The organism is Paenibacillus sp. FJAT-26967, assembly GCF_001541095.1.
Taxonomy (GTDB): Bacteria; Bacillota; Bacilli; order Paenibacillales; family NBRC-103111; genus Paenibacillus_F.
In genome coordinates, this window is the sequence record NZ_LMXH01000004.1 from 246823 (window position 1) to 263613 (window position 16791).

Genomic DNA, 16791 nt, shown 5'->3' on the forward strand with positions numbered 1-16791 from the left:
ACTGATTGTAACAAGTTCATACATTTGGTTGGAGATCAGGAGAAACCACAACAGCCGTTACGTCCTATTTGGGCGCGACCGGCGTGTTTGTGGTTTTTTTGCTATCTCAGAGGGGAGCACAACATGGAAACGACATTTTCGGGGGATACAAGAAAAGAACTGTTATATAGAATGGAGGATCCGGTCTACGATCTGCTCGTGATCGGCGGAGGGATTACCGGAGCAGGTATTGCACTGGATGCGCAATCCCGCGGCCTGAAGACAGCGCTAGTCGATATGCAGGATTTCGCACAGGGAACATCAAGCCGTTCTACAAAGCTGGTCCATGGCGGACTGCGTTATTTGAAACAATTGGAGTTCAAGGTTGTGGCAGAGGTTGGTAAAGAGCGGGCGATCGTCTATGAGAACGGTCCTCACGTAACAACACCGGAATGGATGCTGCTGCCGTTCTATCAGGGAGGAACCTTCGGTTCGTTCTCCACCTCGATCGGCCTGCGCGTCTATGATTTTCTGGCAGGCGTTAAGAAAAGCGAGCGCCGCACGATGTTCAGCCCTGCGGAAACCCTGGCGAAAGAGCCGCTTCTCAAAGAGAAGAATCTTAAAGGCGGCGGCTACTATGTAGAATACCGCACCGACGATGCTCGCCTGACGATTGAAGTCATGAAGAAAGCCATCTCCTTCGGCGTTCATGCGGTTAACCACGCGAAGGTTGAAAGCCTCGTCTATGACAATGGTCGGATCGTCGGCGTACAAGTCGTGGACCAGCTGACAGGCGAGACGCACCAGATCCGCGCGAAGAGAATCGTCAACGCTGCCGGCCCTTGGGTCGATACGCTTCGTGAGAAGGACGGCTCCAAGCAAGGGAAAACTCTCCGTCTGACCAAAGGTGTCCACCTTGTGTTCGACAGCTCGCGTTTCCCGCTGCGCCAAGCGATTTACTTCGATACACCGGACGGACGGATGGTATTCGCGATTCCGAGAGACGGCAAAACCTACATCGGTACGACGGACACGAACTACAAGGAAGACATCGCCCGTCCGGTCATGACGTCGGAGGATCGCACTTACATTGTCCGTGCGGCGAACGAAATGTTCCCTAGCCTCAAGCTGACGGAGCAAGACGTGGAATCAAGCTGGGCCGGCTTGCGTCCTCTTATCCACCAGGAAGGTAAAGATCCTTCCGAGATTTCGAGAAAAGACGAAATTTTCGTCTCCAACACCGGATTTATCTCTATCGCAGGCGGTAAATTGACAGGCTACCGTAAAATGGCGGAGACGGTTGTGAATCTGGTAGTATCTCAGCTTCAAGCGGATGGCGGCGTCAACGTATCCGGCTGCCAGACCAAGACCATGACAATCTCCGGCGGGGATGTAGGCGGATCCGCGCGTTTCCCGGCTTTCCTGGAGTCCAAAGTAGCCGAAGGCAAGAAGCTGGGCCTGTCGACTGATGAGGCCAAGGTACTTACACACCGTTATGGCTCTAACATTGATGCTATATATAAGCTGATCAAGAGCCGTAAAGCAGAAGCGGAAGCTAACAAAATGCCGGTTTCCCTGTTTGCCTCTCTCGTATATTCCATTGAGCAGGAAATGACATTGAAGCCATCTGACTTCTTCGTACGCCGTACGGGCGCAGTATTCTTCAACATCGATTGGGTCAGAACATGGAAAGAAGCGGTTATCACCTACATGGCTGCACGTTTCAAATGGTCTGAAGACAAGCGCCAAGCCTACACGCAAGAACTGGAACGCGATCTTCACGATGCTGTCGTGCCGATTGACGAGAAGGTTCCGGCAGGCGTCCGCTAAGAAAAGGATACACACAAATGCGAGAGGCTCTTCCCGATTGAGTGGGAAGAGCCTTTATTTGTCGGCCGGGCAACGAAGAGCTATAGAGGTGAAGCTCGTCAGTTGACTGGGCAGGTAATATTTGCTATAGTTCTTCTGTTGAATAATTCTATAGTAGAACTATATGATTGTCGAACAATCTGTATAACCGTATGCATCTGACAGAAAGACAGGAAGGAGAAGTTATGGACGAGAAAATATTAGCCGATGTTATTGTCCGGTATGAGAACGCCTCTTTTACCGTGAACCGCCGGATCAATGCCATGATCAAGGACGGGATGCCGGAGGGATTGACGCTGGAGCAATATGGTACGCTGAAGTATCTGCAAGGCCATGACAGAAGTACCTCCTCCGAGCTTGCGAGTATTTTTTGCGTCGGTAAAAGCTCGATTACCGCAATAATTACGCGCTTATTCGATAAGCAGCTCATCACCAGGCAGCCGGACGATAAAGACCGCCGCGTCACGTATCTGTCTCTGACCGATAAAGGCGGGGCAGCTGTTGATGCGATGCATGACAAAATCAAAGAGATGCTGGGGACTGTCATTCAGCATTTTGAGGAACACGAAGCCATAGCCTTTGTAGAGACATTCGAGAAGCTGGCTCAAGTATTGGTTCAGCCGGATGAGGGGGATATAGAGAAGAAATGAGAACCGTATTGAAATTTAAGTGGCTGGTGCTGGTGCTTTGGATTGCCGTGGCGGCAGGGTTGTTCCTCACCGCACCGAACATGGAGAACCTGGTACGTGAGAAAGGGCAGATTACCGTACCGGATGGGTACTCTTCTACTACTGCCTCCAAACTGATTGAAGAAATGAAGAAGGGCACAAAGGAAGTGGCGGGGGAAGAATCTTCTGTGCTCGTGTTTCATAGCGAGAATAAACTGACGGACGCCGAGCTGGCTGAGATTAAGCGGGGGACGGAGAAGCTTAAGAACGCCAAGGATTCGGCGGGCGTCACTACGGTGAATACGCATTTTGATAACAAAGAGCTGGAAAAGCAAATGGTGTCCAAGGACGGGAAAACAGTTCTTGTTCTGGTGAACACAACCCCGAATGACCGGGAGCCTAAAGAGATCAGCGAGGCGCTGTACAAAGAGGTCTCTGACATTAAGGTAGAGCACTATTACACCGGCAACTGGCTCATTCAAGAGGATGTTATGGCGAGCTCCCAAGAAGGGCTCAAGAAGACAGAATTTATTACCGTATTTTTTATCCTTGGTATTTTGTTTGTGGTATTCCGCTCGGCAGTAGCTCCTTTCATTCCGCTGCTGACGGTCGGATTCAGCTATCTGGCCTCACAATCTGTTGTAGCATTTCTTGTGGAATACGCGGGTTTCCCGCTATCGAACTTCACTCAAATTTTCCTTGTCGCCGTATTGTTCGGTATCGGAACGGATTATTGTATTCTGCTGATCAGCCGGTTTAAGGAAGAATTGGCACATCACCAAGGCGATACGACAGAAGCGATTGTCGCTACGTATAAAACAGCGGGTAAAACGGTATTTTTCTCCGGTCTTGCCGTACTGGTCGGGTTCGCTTCCATCGGCTTATCTACGTTTGTTCTCTACCGCTCCGCGGTGGCGGTTGCCGTAGGCGTTGCGGTCATGCTGGTGGCGCTCAACACTCTCGTGCCATTCTTTATGGCAGTGCTAGGCAAGGCGATTTTCTGGCCTGCCAAGGGCTCACTGGAGCACAAACCAAGCCGATTGTGGGGCGCGGTAGGTAACTTCTCGCTGAAGCGTCCGCTCTGGGCGCTGGCCATTCTGGCGGTTATTATCGTGCCGTTCCTGGTGGCGTATAAAGGAACCACATCTTTCAATTCGCTTGATGAAGTCGGAGACAAATACGATTCCGTCAAAGCGTTCAATATAATCTCCGACAGCTTCGGACCAGGGGATTCTCTCCCATCAACGGTCGTGGTGAAGACCGACAAGCCGCTCGACAATGCGGACGGACTGGCAGCAGCCGAGCAGGTAACGCGGGAGCTTGCCAAGGTCGACGGCGTCAAAAGCGTACGAAGCGTGACCCGTCCAACCGGCGATGCGCTGGATGACCTGCAGGTCACGAAGCAGGCGCAGCAGCTGGAGGACGGAATCGGCAAGAGCGGCAGCGGTCTTGGCGAGATCGGCAAAGGCCTCGCCGAGGCAAGCAGCGCGCTCAGCGCCAATGCGCCGAAGCTGAATGAAGCCGCCAGCGGCGCCGGCAAGCTTGTCGAGGGCACGGATGCCCTCAAGGCGGGCGTCGTCCAGCTCGGCGACGGGCTGAAGCAGCTCGAGCAGGGACTGCGCAGCGGTTCCGCCGGAGCGGGTGAACTGCGCTCGGGTCTCGCGCAGGCCAAGGCAAGCGCCGATCAGCTGGCGGCTGCAGCAAGCGAGCTGCTCGGCAGCTACAAGCAGATCGGCGGCGGTCTGAGCGACCTGTCCAAGGGATACGGGCAGGTTGCCGCGCAGGCATCCGGTCTCGCTCAAGGGCTGGAGGGCGTAGGTCAGGGACTCAGCGGCCTCGCGCAGAAATATCCGGAGCTGCAGAATGACCCTGACTACGCGAAGACTCAGGGTACTGTGACTCAGCTGCAGGCAGGGGCTGTGCAGCTCGGCGAAGGCCTCAAGCAGCTGAATCAGCAGCTCGCGGGTGCGGCGGGCGGTCTTCAGCAGGCGAACGCCGGCTTCGAGAAGGCCGCTGGCGGCCAGACTGCGCTGGCTCAAGGGCTCGGCGAGCTCGTGAACGGCATCGCCAAGCTGCAGGCGGGCATCGACCAGGCCGCTAATGGCCAAGGCCAGATCGTCTCGAAGCTGCCCGCGATGACGAAGGGCTTCGACGAGCTGTCCGCCGGGCAGAAGGAGCTCCAGCAGGGCTTCGCGCAGGTCAATGGCCAGCTGGGCGAATTGACAGGCGGGCTGCAGCAAAGCGCGGATGGCCTCTCACAGGTGGAGGGCGGTTTGAAATCAGCTCAGGATTATTTGAACGAGCTGGCGTCGGCCCCGAACAAGCAGCTTAGCGGCTGGTTTATTCCGAATGAGGCGCTGCAGAATGCCGACTTCCAGTCTGCGCTGGATGCTTACATGTCGGAAGATCGCAAGATTGCCAAGTTCGACGTCGTGTTCGAAGGCAATCCGTACGAGATCGAGACGATGGAGCAATCCGCCCAGCTGACCGCGGCAGTGGAGCGGGCGCTCAAAGGCACGGGCCTGGAGAATGCCACTTACGCGGTAGATGGCGTAACGAGCATGAACAACGATTTGCGTAATATCTCTGCAGCGGATTATTCCCGCACGGCGATTCTGATGATCATCGGAATTGCGCTGATTCTGATCGTGCTGTTCCGCTCTATCGTGATGCCGATCTACCTGATCCTGTCACTTTTATTGACCTTCTACACGTCGATGGCGATTACGGAAGTGATTTTCGTCCGTATGCTAGGCTATTCGGGCATCAGCTGGGCCGTGCCGTTCTTTGGCTTCGTGATGCTGATGGCGCTCGGTATCGACTACAGTATCTTCCTGATGGACCGTTTTAAAGAATACAAGCATTTGTCTCCGCAGCAGGCTATTCTGGAAGCGATGAAGAACATGGGGACGGTTATTATGTCCGCTGCTCTTATTCTCGGCGGTACGTTCGCCGCCATGCTTCCGTCAGGTGTTATGTCCTTGCTGCAGATTGCTACAATCGTCTTGTGCGGGCTGTTCATGTATGCGCTAATCATGCTGCCGTTGTTTATTCCGGTAATGGTCCGTATGTTCGGGCCTGCGAACTTTTGGCCGTTTATGAGCAGTCGTGACCGCGAGAGCGGCACAGGGGATCATTCGGATTCTCACACGCACGGAATGCATTAGTTTTGTAAGTTAAAGAAGCGTCTTTCCCGGTCGGGGAAAGGCGCTTTTTAAATAATTCTCGACAGACTTATTGATCCGTGAAAGTAAGATCCGGTTGTCAGCTTGGAAAAAAGGCGGAAGAAATGCGGGAAGCGGAGCGGACAATCGCATCACGGTCAAAATATTCGATCAGGTAAAACCAGCACGAATCTCCCCCCATAATTTTATATTTTTTCATAAGGTAGGTGGGAGCGCTCAGGGGATGCGCGGAAAATGCCTCCATGTTAATTCTGTGCTCGATTCCTGTCTCCGTTATTTCCCTCCGGGTCGGATAGTCCGCCAGCAGTTTGCCGAGCGGAAACTGCCGGTTATCGAGCTGCCGGGCCAGATCGGCGGGGAGCGCCAGCAGGTTCGCATATACAATATTGTAAGATAACACACTGCCGTACAAAGTTAAGCTTGAAAGGCGTCTGATGAATTGCCTGCCATCCGGAAAAGCTTGCCGGACTTCCTCCGGAATGCATTCCGGAGCTGCCCGGTCATGTTCATAGACATGAATATTGACCTGATTACGGACTATAATCTCAATTGTGCGGGTTGTCGTTCCGTCCGTATGTAATAGAAGATCTGTAATTAAGCTCTGTTCCTGCTCATTGTCCGTGTAGATTGTCATGACCCTCCTTTGCTATCTGTTTCTTACTATTGATTATATATAAAATAGTTAAATTTTCAAATTATTAGTAGGTATCTAGGGAGCGATATTTACTTTTATTAACAGAGAAGCTAATGAGGAGAGGGCACCCATAGGTTTATCATAAATTTTTTGTAAGATTGAGCGCTGAAAAGGTTAGAATATGAGGCCTCCGCCGACTTCATACGGGTGTGGTTTGTATGATTTATCGCGGGGTATTGCCAGAGAGGACTGTTGATAATGAGCGGGTACCCTCTAGCTTTTTAAGAATTTATTAACTCGTGTGAGATTGATAGTTGCGGTCCGTTTATACAATAAAATATTATATTATCCTGGAAAATAATAATTTTATCTATGCATGCAGGTAAAAAGGAGGGATGAACCATGGACACTCCGGCGGGACCGAACGAATTGAATAATTCGAAGTTTCGCTTCTAGCTGCAAAGGAATTCTGGCTCATCTCTTAGCTGCAGGATTTGGTGCTTTTATACATGTGCTTGGGCTTAATGCGAAATTTTTCGCATCGCTCCTCATTATTACCGGGATTAACAAAAAATGACCCGCAAGAGGGTCACTTTTGTTCAAAGTGTTCTTCTTACGGGTCACAGTTCAACCGGAGGGGTTGCGCTTGCTTGTATCCGGTTAAAGAAAAGCTCGTCCGGCACGAGCAGAACTTCTGAGGTCTTGGCCGCGGGTAGAGCAGAGGCAAGTACGAATGAGTCCGGTCTATGGGGCTCTAGTTTAGCTATAAAGGACATTTTTCGCGCATCTTACACGACTTCACGAAATTGGCTGCTATAGAGGTCATAGTAGAATCCCCGGGCGTTCAGAAGCTCTTCGTGAGTGCCCCGCTCGATGATTCTCCCGCTGCTTAGCACCAGAATCAGATCCGCATCGCGGATCGTGCTGAGCCGGTGGGCGATGACGAAGCTGGTCCGTCCTGTCATCAGTAAGCCCATCGCTTCCTGGATGTGCATCTCCGTGCGGGTATCTACGCTGCTTGTGGCCTCATCCAGGATGAGGATAGCCGGATCGGCGAGAATAGCCCTCGCGATCGTGATAAGCTGCCGCTGTCCATGGCTCAGGTTGCTTCCCTCGGCAGAGAGAACCGAGTCGTATCCCTGCGGCAGCTTGCGGATGAAGCTGTCCGCGTTAGCCAGCCTGGCGGCAGCTTCTACCTCTTCGTCGGTGGCATCGAGCCGTCCGTACCGGATATTCTCGCGCAGCGTGTCGGAGAAGAGGTAGGCGTCCTGGAGGACGATGCCCAGCTGGCTGCGCAGGAAGCTTTTATCCAGATGGCGGATATCCTCATCGTCGATAGTAATACTGCCCTGGTCAATGTCGTAGAACCGGGTGAGCAGATTGACAATCGTGGTTTTGCCTGCTCCGGTCGGTCCCACTAATGCGATGGTATCTCCGGGATTTGCCGTAAAGGTCACATCAGAGAGAATAGGTGATTCCTTGTGATAGGAGAAGGAAACGTTCTTGAACTCGACTTTGCCCGCCAGCGGCTGTAACGGAGCGGCCGTACCAGTCGGTGCTTTTCCGTTCTGCACCTCACCCATCCCTGTGGTAAGTGCCGCGGACCGGCCGTCAGCAGACTCTGTAATCGGCTTCGAATCCCTTCCCGTTAATTCCCTTGAGACCGTTCCAGTGTACGTATCTGCTCCGCTTTCACCGCTCGTATATTCCGTCTTTTCATCCAGCACCTCAAAGACTCTTTCAGCTCCCGCAATTCCGGATTGGATCAGGTTGTATTGATTCGCCAATTCGTTGATGGGACGTGTAAATTGCCTGGAATAGTTGAGGAAGCTGACAATGATTCCAAGCGTCGTCCAGCCGTTGATAACCATCCAGCCCCCTATAGCCGCGATGAGTGCGAAGCTGAAGTTGTTCACGACGTTATTGAACGGACCGACCATGCCCGAATAAATCTGGGCTTGAGTACCCGCTTTGCGAAGCGCTGCATTGATAGTATTAAACTGGGCAGCCGCCTGTTCTTCCCGTCGGAGCACTTTAACGACTTTTTGGCCGGATATGATTTCTTCGATAAAGCCGTTCAGTTCTCCTAAATTCTTCTGTTGGCTTTTAAAATGGCTCCGCGTCCGCTTGGAAATTTGTCCCGTGAGGAAAATAATGAGCGGAATAGAAGCCAGGCTGACAAGGGTCAGCCATACATTCATCGCCAGCATGAAGGCCAGAGAGCCGATAATGGTAACCACGCTGGTCATCAGCTGAATCAGGCTCTGGTTCAGAGTATTGGATACATTCTCGATATCGTTCGTCGTCCGGCTCATAAGCTCTCCATGCGTTCTGTTGTCAAAAAACTTAAGCGGCAGCTTCTGAAGATGGGTGAACAGGTCTTGCCGGAGGCTTCCTACGGTACGCTGCGTGACTCCGGCCATCACATAGGCCTGGAACCACAGCATGGCGCTGCTGAACACATAGAGGCCCAGCAGCAGGAAGCAGAGCCGGAGAAGTCCGGGGTAATCCCGGGGAATGATGTAGGCGTCTATGGCTCTGCCGAGCAGATAAGGGGCGATTAAGCCCGCACCGGCACTTAGCACCGTTAGAATGATAACGGTAATCAGACCTTTACGCTGGCGGCCCAGATACCGGCTCAGCCGGCTGAGTGTCGCACCCGTATTCTTGGGGCGGACTTTGGGCAGCACACGGGAGCCGCCGTGAGCGGAGCCGCGCCCGGGTCCGCCCCCCATAGCGTCTGCCGAACTGCCGGATTCGGAGCGGCTGCGGTTAGTTTCATCCGCCATGAATAACTTCCTCCTTTCCCTGCTGGGATTTGTAGATATCCCGGTAAACGGTGCTGGAGCGCATCAGCTCGGCATGGGTGCCTTGAGCCGCAATGCGTCCGTCTTCGAGCACGATAATGTTGTCCGCATCGATAACCGACGAGATGCGCTGCGCGATGAGCAGGCAGGTGCTGCGGCTCATCTGCTCTTTAAGCGCCTTCTGGATGCGCGCTTCCGTTGCCAGATCGACGGCACTTGTGCTGTCGTCGAGAATGAGAATCGCCGGGCGTACAAGCAGGGCGCGCGCGATGGAGATGCGCTGCTTCTGGCCGCCCGACAGGTTGACGCCCCGCTGGCCGAGCAGCGTGTCGTAGCCGTCCGGAAGGCTCGCAATGAAGTCGTGAATCTCAGCAGCCCGGGCGGCTGATTCCATCTCCTCCTGCGAGGCATCCGGCCTGCCGTAACGGATGTTCTCGCGGATTGTCCCGCTGAACAGGATGGCCTGCTGCAGCACAATGCCGGTGCGGCTGCGCAGGTGCTCCAGCGCTATGCCCTTGACGTCTGTGCCGTCGATGAGAACCCGTCCCTCGGTAGGGTCATACAGGCGGGGAATCAGATGGACGAGCGAGGACTTGCCCGATCCCGTGGCTCCCAGAATGGCCAGCTTCTGCCCGGGCCGGGCGATAAAGCTGACATTCCGGAGAGCCAGCTCGCTGCGGTCCTCGCCGTATGCGAAGGAGACGCGGTCGAACACGACTTCTCCCGACTGAATTGCGTCCACTGAAGCGTCCTCCTTGTCCGTAATTTCCGGTTCGGCTTCGAACACTTCATTAATCCGGTCGGCGGATGCTCTGGCTCGCGAGACGAACATCATCATCATGCCGACGGAAAGCAGCGAAGTAAGCACTTGTGTCACATAATTGAGAAAAGCGATCAAATCGCCTACCGGGAGGCTGCCGTTCCAATTCTCGGCACCCCCGTACCAGAGGACCGCGATCAGAATCACATTCATAATGAACGTCATGACCGGCATGTTGATGGCAAGGGTCCGGGCCGCTTTTAGCGCGATTTCGGTGTAGTCGCGGTTAGCCCTGCCGAAGCGGCTCTTCTCGAAAGAGGCACGGACGAAGGCTTTGACGACACGAATCCCGCTCAGATTCTCTTGGAGAACGGTATTTACACCATCAAGCCGCTGCTGCACTTGTACGAACAGGGGCTGGGACAGCCGGATCAGGACGAATAAGACCAGGAACAGGACCGGAACAGATGCGGCGAGAATAAGTGCCAGCCTGGGACTGATGATGAAGGCCATAATAACGCCGCCAATCGCCAGGAAAGGGGCGCGTACGAGCACGCGCAAGGTCATCTGTACAAGGGTCTGGACCTGGACGACATCACCTGTCAGACGGGTAATGAGGGAGCCGGCTTTAAACCGGTCCAGGTTACGGAAGGAAAATGTCTGCGTCTTGTGGAACAGGTCTGCCCGCAGATCGGTACCGAAGCTTTGCGAGGCCATGCTGGAGAAAATCGTGCAGCCTGCTCCGCCGATCAGCCCGATCAAGGCCACGCCGAGCATGAGGAGTCCGGTGCGCTGAATATAGGCAAGATCCCCGGATGCTACCCCGTTATTGACGATATCGGCCATCAGTTTGGGCTGCAGCAGATCCATATAGACTTCAAGCAGCATAAGGAGCGGCGCCAGAAGTGCGGCCTTCCAGTAAGGCCTGATATAACGGCTGAGTTTAAACAGAGCGGTTCACCACCATTTAGTTAGTCGGCTATCTAGTCTAGGCTTTCATCTAATTCGTTTAAATTATCATATACGTGCAGCAAAAAACGCCGGAATAGCAGTCTTTCTTCCAGTGTGAATTTTTCCAGGCTGACGTTCTCGATCTTGGCGAGTGTTTTTTTGACGGCTTCGGTAGCCTGGTGGCCTTTGGACGTCAGATACACCCTTGAGATCCGCAAATCTTTACTGTCTGCTCTGCGCTCCACAAGGCCTGTCTTCTCCATGCGGCTGATCATGACGGTAAGAGTTGCAGGCTTAACGCGCATCTGTCCGGCTAATTCATTCTGGCTCTGTCCGTCTTTCTCGTCCAGGCGGATCAGCAGAGGAGGCTGGCCTGGAAAGACTTCATAGTCCTGAAGCTGATTATGTAAATGTCTGCGGTGAAGCTTGATCACCCGGGACATAATCTGCATCATAGAATCGGATTCATGGATATTCATAGACATAGCAGCCCTCCTTATTTAGTTAGTCGGCTAATGATTATTGTAAAACCGGCGCGGCCGGCAGTCAACGGGAAGTTGTGCAAGACAGCAGAAAAGCCAGCCCGGGGATTTCCGCGGCTGGCTTTGTCACAGCGAATGTGGTTCGAGTATTCACTGCTTTTGTATCAGTGGGGAGATTCAGATACTCGGTGTGGTACCTGCCTGAACTCGTTACGAATCTAAACAGTAGATTCCGTTCCTTTCTACTTACCTACCCCTTATATTATCCCTCGCTTGCAGTCAATGTGTAAGATTCAATTTCTTGCTGTTTGATCCGCATGTGTTCTACATGGGTGGAACCCCATTCATGCATCATTTTCAAAACAGGTTCAAGTGTTCTGCCGTAAGGGGTCAGGGAATACTCGACTTTGGGCGGAACAATCGGGTAGACGACACGCTGCACGATATCCTGGCTTTCCAGTTCGCGAAGCTGGGTGGTCAGCATTTTTTTGGTTATACCAGGCAGGGCATGCTGGAGTTCGCTGAACCGGTTCGTCCCGTTAAAGAGCAGATGGAGCAGAATTTTACACTTCCATTTGCCTACGATAATCTCCAGCGCCGGCTGAACCTGGCAGGATTCTGCATCGGATGACATTGGAATTCCCCCTTAGGTTACTTTTAAGATACTAGGATACTTTAATGTGTCTACTTCCTTCTATTGCACCTTTATGTCATACTAACACAATTAGAGTATTTTCTAAAACCTATCCCAACATTATGGAGGATTACCATGTCACAAGTTCTATTTATCAAAGCTAACGACCGTCCGGCTGAACAAGCTGTCAGTGTTCAAATGTACGAAGCCTTTGTAAAGGCATATAGAGAGCAGAATCCGAACGATGAGATTACTGAACTGGATCTGTTCGAAGCGAACCTTCCGTACTTCGGCAATACGGCCATCACGGCTTTGTACAAAATCAATCAGGGTTTTGACCTGACTGCCGAAGAGCAGCAAATGGCGGACACTGTGAATTCCTACTTGGATCAATTCCTGGCAGCGGATAAAGTTATGCTGGCATTCCCGCTATGGAATTATACAGCACCGGCACCGGTGATCACGTATTTGTCCTACCTGGCGCAAGCGGGCAAAACGTTCAAATACACAGCTGAAGGCCCGGTCGGTCTTGCAGGCGACAAGAAAGTGGTTCTGCTAAGCGCCCGCGGCGGTGTTTATTCTACAGAGCCGATGAGCTCCTTTGAATCCGCAATCCGTTATGTGAAGGCAAATTTGGCTTTGTGGGGAATCAACCCTGAGGAAGTCATCATCGAATCCCATAACCAGTTCCCGGACCGTGCGGGTGAAATCGTTGAACAGGGCTTGGCTGCAACCGTTCAAGCAGCTGTCAAATTCTAAGAATTTGATTCCAGTTTGTTCGTAATACTTGCCACAGAACCGTCCCTCTTTTTTAAGAGAGAGACGGTTTTTTGTGTTTTTTCAGCCGGTTATTTAATGGATCAGCTTACTGTCCTTTGCCTTCTTGACAAGGTTACTGCTGGCCGTGTTGATGGTTTTCTTCAAAGCCAGACCGATTAAAAGTGTAATCCCCACATAGACGGCCATCATGAATAAATCGGAATATACTTTATCCCATAGAATGCCGCCGACGGCTTCGCGCATCAAATCGATCGCATAGGTGAAAGGGAGGTAGGGATGAATCGCTTGGAAAAAAGGCGGTGTAACCTGGATCGGGAAGGTGCCGCCTGATCCGGCCAGCTGGAGCACGAGAAGTACAATTGCCAGCGCTTTGCCCACGTTACCGAATACGGACACAAGGGTATAGACGATGAGCATAAAGACGGCGCTGAGCAGCACCCCGAAGCTGACGAACCCTAGTTTATCCGCCACATAGGCGCCTAGAATATAAACGTCCCCCAATGTCACCATAAGCGACTGCAGGATTGCTAGCGTAAGGAATGTCAGGTAGCGGCCAAAGAACACCTGATAGCTGCGGTAACCCGGCTCATGGACGTCCACGGTAAGCAGGGAGACGAGCAGCAGAGCTCCGACCCATAGCGATAAGGTCGTGAAGAAAGGCGACATAGCGGAGCCGTAGTTGGGGATAGGGAACAGTTTGTTTTCTTTTAACAACACAGGCTCTGCGAAAAATTCGCTTTCTTTCTCGAAATTGTTTTTGAGCAGATCAATAATTTCAGCCAGGTTGCCCTCCTTCTCAAAAGAACGGATGCGTTCAGCCAGTCCTTTGACCTTGGCTTCCACCTCCGGCAGCTGGCTCTGGATCGCATGCAGCTCCTGATCTCCGAGTGTCAGGCCCTTGGCGGCGTCCTGCAGGATCTTCGTCAGATCCGGGATGCTCTTATTCGCTTCGGCCAGCACGTTATGGGCATTCTGGGCCGCGGTGTTGGCTTTTTCCAACGCTTGCAGGATCTGCGGCTGAATCTGGCCGTCATACTGCTGGAGAATATCCCCGAGAAGGCTGTCAGCCTCCTTCGACAACCGGCTGAGGTTATCAACGAGCTCCTTGGCAGGCTGCTCTCCTTTATTGAGCTCTGCTGTTATTTGGTTGACTGCACTCAGCATCTGCTGAAAGCGGTTCTTCGTTTGTTGGAGCTTCCCTGTGACGGCAGTGAGCACCTGTGATCCGCCGGAGCTGTTGAGCTGCCCGAACAAATCGGTCATCCGGTCTGCTGCCCCGACAGCAGATGCTAACCTCCCCGCAGTCCGGTCCAAGGCCGACTTAACGAGGGCAGGGTCAGCCGCGGCATCCTGCAGAATCCCCGTCAGCTCTTCCGCTGATGCGGCGGTATGCCGGAGCAGGACCAGATCCTGCTTGATATCCGGAGCCGCGGCTTTGACCGCCTCAGAGCTTCTACTGAGGTAATCCCCGAGCCGGCTCGTAAATTGTTCGCCGTCTTGGGCCAATCGGGATACGACGGGGAGGTTGTCCTGCGCTTTGCGAATAATCTCATTAGATTTCTTCACATCGGTGAGGGCTGTGGTTAAGGCTGTATTCAATTCCGGGAAAATCGTTTCAAGCTTGAACACAAGAGTCCTTACTTTCTCGATCGTCGGCAGCTCATTTTCCAGCTCTATACCGATCTCATTAAAAATCCGAAAGATTGTTCCGTTCGCCACTTTGACAAAATTGCCGCTCACCTCTTCAATTACACTGGAAGCTCCTTTAGAAGTGATTTTGGGCGCCACTGCATTGATTTTCTCGTTCACGGTGTACAAAATCTCCGCTTTTTGCGGGTCATCCGTCAGCACAGTGGCGATTTTGGCTGAGAAGTCGGCTGGAATAACGAGGCTGGCGTAATAATCGCCGTGCTCAACTCCCCGGAGCGCAGCCTCTTGATCGACGAAGGTCCAGCCGATTTTGTTGTTCTTCTTCAGAGAAGCGACAATTTCCTCACCCAAATTAATTGCTTGTCCGCGCAGATCGGCTGCCTGGTCATTGTTCGCGACCGCAATGAGGACCCCGCTTGTCTGTCCGTAAGGGTCCCACGAGGCTTTAATATTGAACCAGGCATACAGCGAAGGAAGGAAAACAAGTCCCAGTATGACGACAGCCGCGGCCCAGTTGGTCACGATATTCCGGATATCACGGCTATAAATGCTCCCGATTTTGTTCATGGCGTAGAATTCTCCTGTCCAGGTAGGAATGTCCTGTTAGTATGGCATGGCACTCTGCCAGGCATACCCCAGCATCCGCAGATGCGCGGGGCGCCGGGGCGGCCGGCAAATGCAGAAAAAGCGCAGGGTCTATCTGTTCGTTCCAGATAGACCCTACGCTTTGTATTGAAAAGATGATTACAATGCTGACAATGGGCAGCAGTATCTGCCAAGATCAGCGGCTTCTTAAGCCGGGTTCAGTTCCAGTTCATCTTCTTCGTCGCGGTCAAACGAAGCGCGGTCGAATTCGCCTTCGGAATCGGCTACAAGAAGAGTGGATACGGTTGTGCCTGTTGCATTGACAGCTGTACGGCCCATATCGACGATCGCGTCGATGGCAAGCGTCAGGCCAAGTCCTTCCAGCGGAAGGCCGAGTGCGGTTAACACGACAGTAGTCGAGATGGCGGCAGGTCCGGGAACACCGGCTACGCCTACGGAAGAGATCATGCTGACAAGGACGATCAGAATGTAGTCGGACACGCCCAGCTGAATGTTGTATACGCCAGCGACGAAAATAGCTACCATGGCCGGCCACACACCGCCGCAGCCGTTCATATTGATCGTTGCGCCCAGCGGAGCCACGAAGCTCGCGATACGTGGGGATACACGCATGCGCTTGGTCAGAACTTCAAGGTTAACCGGCAGCGTTGCATAGCTGCTTCGTGTTGTAAAGGCAACCGCAATGGTCGGATAAGCTTTACGCAGGAACTTGAGCGGATTGACTCGTGCTACGAAAGTTACAAGGCCTCCGAATGTGATAACGAAGTGGAGCAGGAGTGCCGTATAGGTCGCAATAATCAGCATGATCAGCGGCTTTAAGGTCTCAACGCCGTACCGGGCTGCCATAGCGGCGATTAGTGCATATACGCCGTAAGGTGTTAAGCGGATCACATACTTGATGACCTGGTGAAGGACACTTGCGAGCGATTCGATCAGCTGTTTCACCGGTTGTACAACTTCGGGCTTCTTGGAGCCGATATGCACGATTGCTACTGCGATAAAGATTGCGAAGATAAGAACGGGAACGACTTTGCCGGTCGCCATCTCATTAATAGGATTCGCAGGTACGAGATCCAGAATAACCTGGGAGAAGGTTGGAATCTCTTTGGGCTTGAAGTTCTGGGGCACGCTTTGGGCAATGCCGGAACCCGGGTTGAAAGCCAGAGCAACAAGCAGTCCGATCAGCGCTGCGACACCTGTAGTAGCCAGGAATAGGGAGATTGTCTTGATCCCGATTTTGCGCAGCTGACCCAGATTGGAAATTCCGGCGATGCTGTTGATAACGAGCACCACAACAAGCGGAATAACCATCATTTTAATCAGATTCACATAAATGCTTCCTATAGTTGACACGCTTTTGGCGTCAAGTTTGAAAGCATTCAGGAAAATACCGACGACAAGACCGATTCCGAGACCGATCAGGACGCGATAGCCGAAGCTGACACGTTTTTTGCCGAGAAAATAAAGAAAGCCGATGACGACTAGAGAGATGACTAAGCTGACCCAGTTCGTCTGGAAGGCTTGAATCAAATTGTTGTTCATGGTAATCCCCCTTAATGCCTATGTTTATAGTCGGAAATGATGTATGTATCGTACTACCAGCAGTGATAGGTGTCAAGGCACAAATTTTATTATAGTTGTATGCTGGAAAATAAGGATTTAGAAGATAAGAAGTGAAAATAACTTTTTTTTCCAAATTTTAAGAAAAAATAAACCGGATAAAAACAGGATAAAACTCTCTGATTCGGTGTTGCAAAGAGTTTGCGGGACTCTGTGAATATTTCGT

General features: G+C 52.4%; 11 protein-coding genes and 1 pseudogene. 4 read left to right on the forward strand and 8 right to left on the reverse strand.

The features are described from left to right. Positions 1-171: 171 nt before the first annotated feature. The 3 genes from AR333_RS17540 to AR333_RS17550 all read left to right on the forward strand — a co-directional run bounded on the left by AR333_RS17540 (position 172) and on the right by AR333_RS17550 (position 5683). The gene (locus AR333_RS17540; RefSeq protein ID WP_253735900.1) at positions 172-1809 is read left to right on the forward strand and encodes a glycerol-3-phosphate dehydrogenase/oxidase; all 1638 of its coding nucleotides are present in this window, start codon (positions 172-174) and stop codon (positions 1807-1809) included. A 224-nt stretch (positions 1810-2033) separates the two neighbouring features. Then, positions 2034-2498: a MarR family winged helix-turn-helix transcriptional regulator gene (locus tag AR333_RS17545; RefSeq protein WP_068776664.1), complete on the forward strand. Its 465-nt coding sequence runs from the start codon at positions 2034-2036 to the stop codon at positions 2496-2498. Further along, positions 2495-5683 (forward strand): MMPL family transporter, encoded by a 3189-nt coding sequence (locus tag AR333_RS17550; protein ID WP_068776665.1) that lies wholly within the window; start codon positions 2495-2497, stop codon positions 5681-5683. The genes AR333_RS17545 and AR333_RS17550 overlap by 4 nt, the downstream gene beginning before the upstream one ends. A 97-nt stretch (positions 5684-5780) precedes the next feature. On the opposite strand, the gene AR333_RS17555 is transcribed toward AR333_RS17550, so the two are convergent. From AR333_RS17555 to AR333_RS17575, 6 genes are all read right to left on the reverse strand, one after another. Further along, on the reverse strand, positions 5781-6335 hold the full coding sequence (locus AR333_RS17555) for a chorismate pyruvate-lyase family protein (RefSeq protein WP_068776666.1): 555 nt from the start codon (positions 6333-6335) through the stop codon (positions 5781-5783). 620 nt (positions 6336-6955) lie between these two features. Continuing rightward, entirely contained in the window at positions 6956-7111 is a 156-nt protein-coding gene (locus AR333_RS24735; protein ID WP_156430947.1) for a hypothetical protein, read from the reverse strand. A gap of 12 nt (positions 7112-7123) precedes the next feature. Next, the gene (locus AR333_RS17560) at positions 7124-9070 is read right to left on the reverse strand and encodes an ABC transporter ATP-binding protein (protein WP_253735901.1); all 1947 of its coding nucleotides are present in this window, start codon (positions 9068-9070) and stop codon (positions 7124-7126) included. Between the two features lie 43 nt (positions 9071-9113). Beyond that, positions 9114-10853, reverse strand: coding sequence for an ABC transporter ATP-binding protein (locus AR333_RS17565; protein WP_068776668.1), 1740 nt, complete (start codon positions 10851-10853; stop codon positions 9114-9116). A 32-nt stretch (positions 10854-10885) separates the two neighbouring features. Next, positions 10886-11338: a MarR family winged helix-turn-helix transcriptional regulator gene (locus AR333_RS17570; RefSeq protein ID WP_367584686.1), complete on the reverse strand. Its 453-nt coding sequence runs from the start codon at positions 11336-11338 to the stop codon at positions 10886-10888. A gap of 259 nt (positions 11339-11597) precedes the next feature. Beyond that, positions 11598-11969, reverse strand: a complete 372-nt coding sequence (locus tag AR333_RS17575; protein WP_068776669.1) for a helix-turn-helix domain-containing protein — start codon at positions 11967-11969, stop codon at positions 11598-11600. 132 nt (positions 11970-12101) lie between these two features. On the opposite strand from AR333_RS17575, the pseudogene AR333_RS17580 reads away from it, so the two are divergent. Then, a pseudogene (locus AR333_RS17580) lies at positions 12102-12728 on the forward strand (FMN-dependent NADH-azoreductase); the annotation flags it as partial. 93 nt (positions 12729-12821) lie between these two features. Here AR333_RS17580 and AR333_RS17585 read toward each other — a convergent pair. Continuing rightward, positions 12822-14966 (reverse strand): YhgE/Pip domain-containing protein, encoded by a 2145-nt coding sequence (locus tag AR333_RS17585; protein WP_068776671.1) that lies wholly within the window; start codon positions 14964-14966, stop codon positions 12822-12824. Between the two features lie 225 nt (positions 14967-15191). Then, the gene (locus AR333_RS17590) at positions 15192-16547 is read right to left on the reverse strand and encodes a dicarboxylate/amino acid:cation symporter (RefSeq protein WP_068776672.1); all 1356 of its coding nucleotides are present in this window, start codon (positions 16545-16547) and stop codon (positions 15192-15194) included. Between the last annotated feature and the right edge of the window lie 244 nt (positions 16548-16791).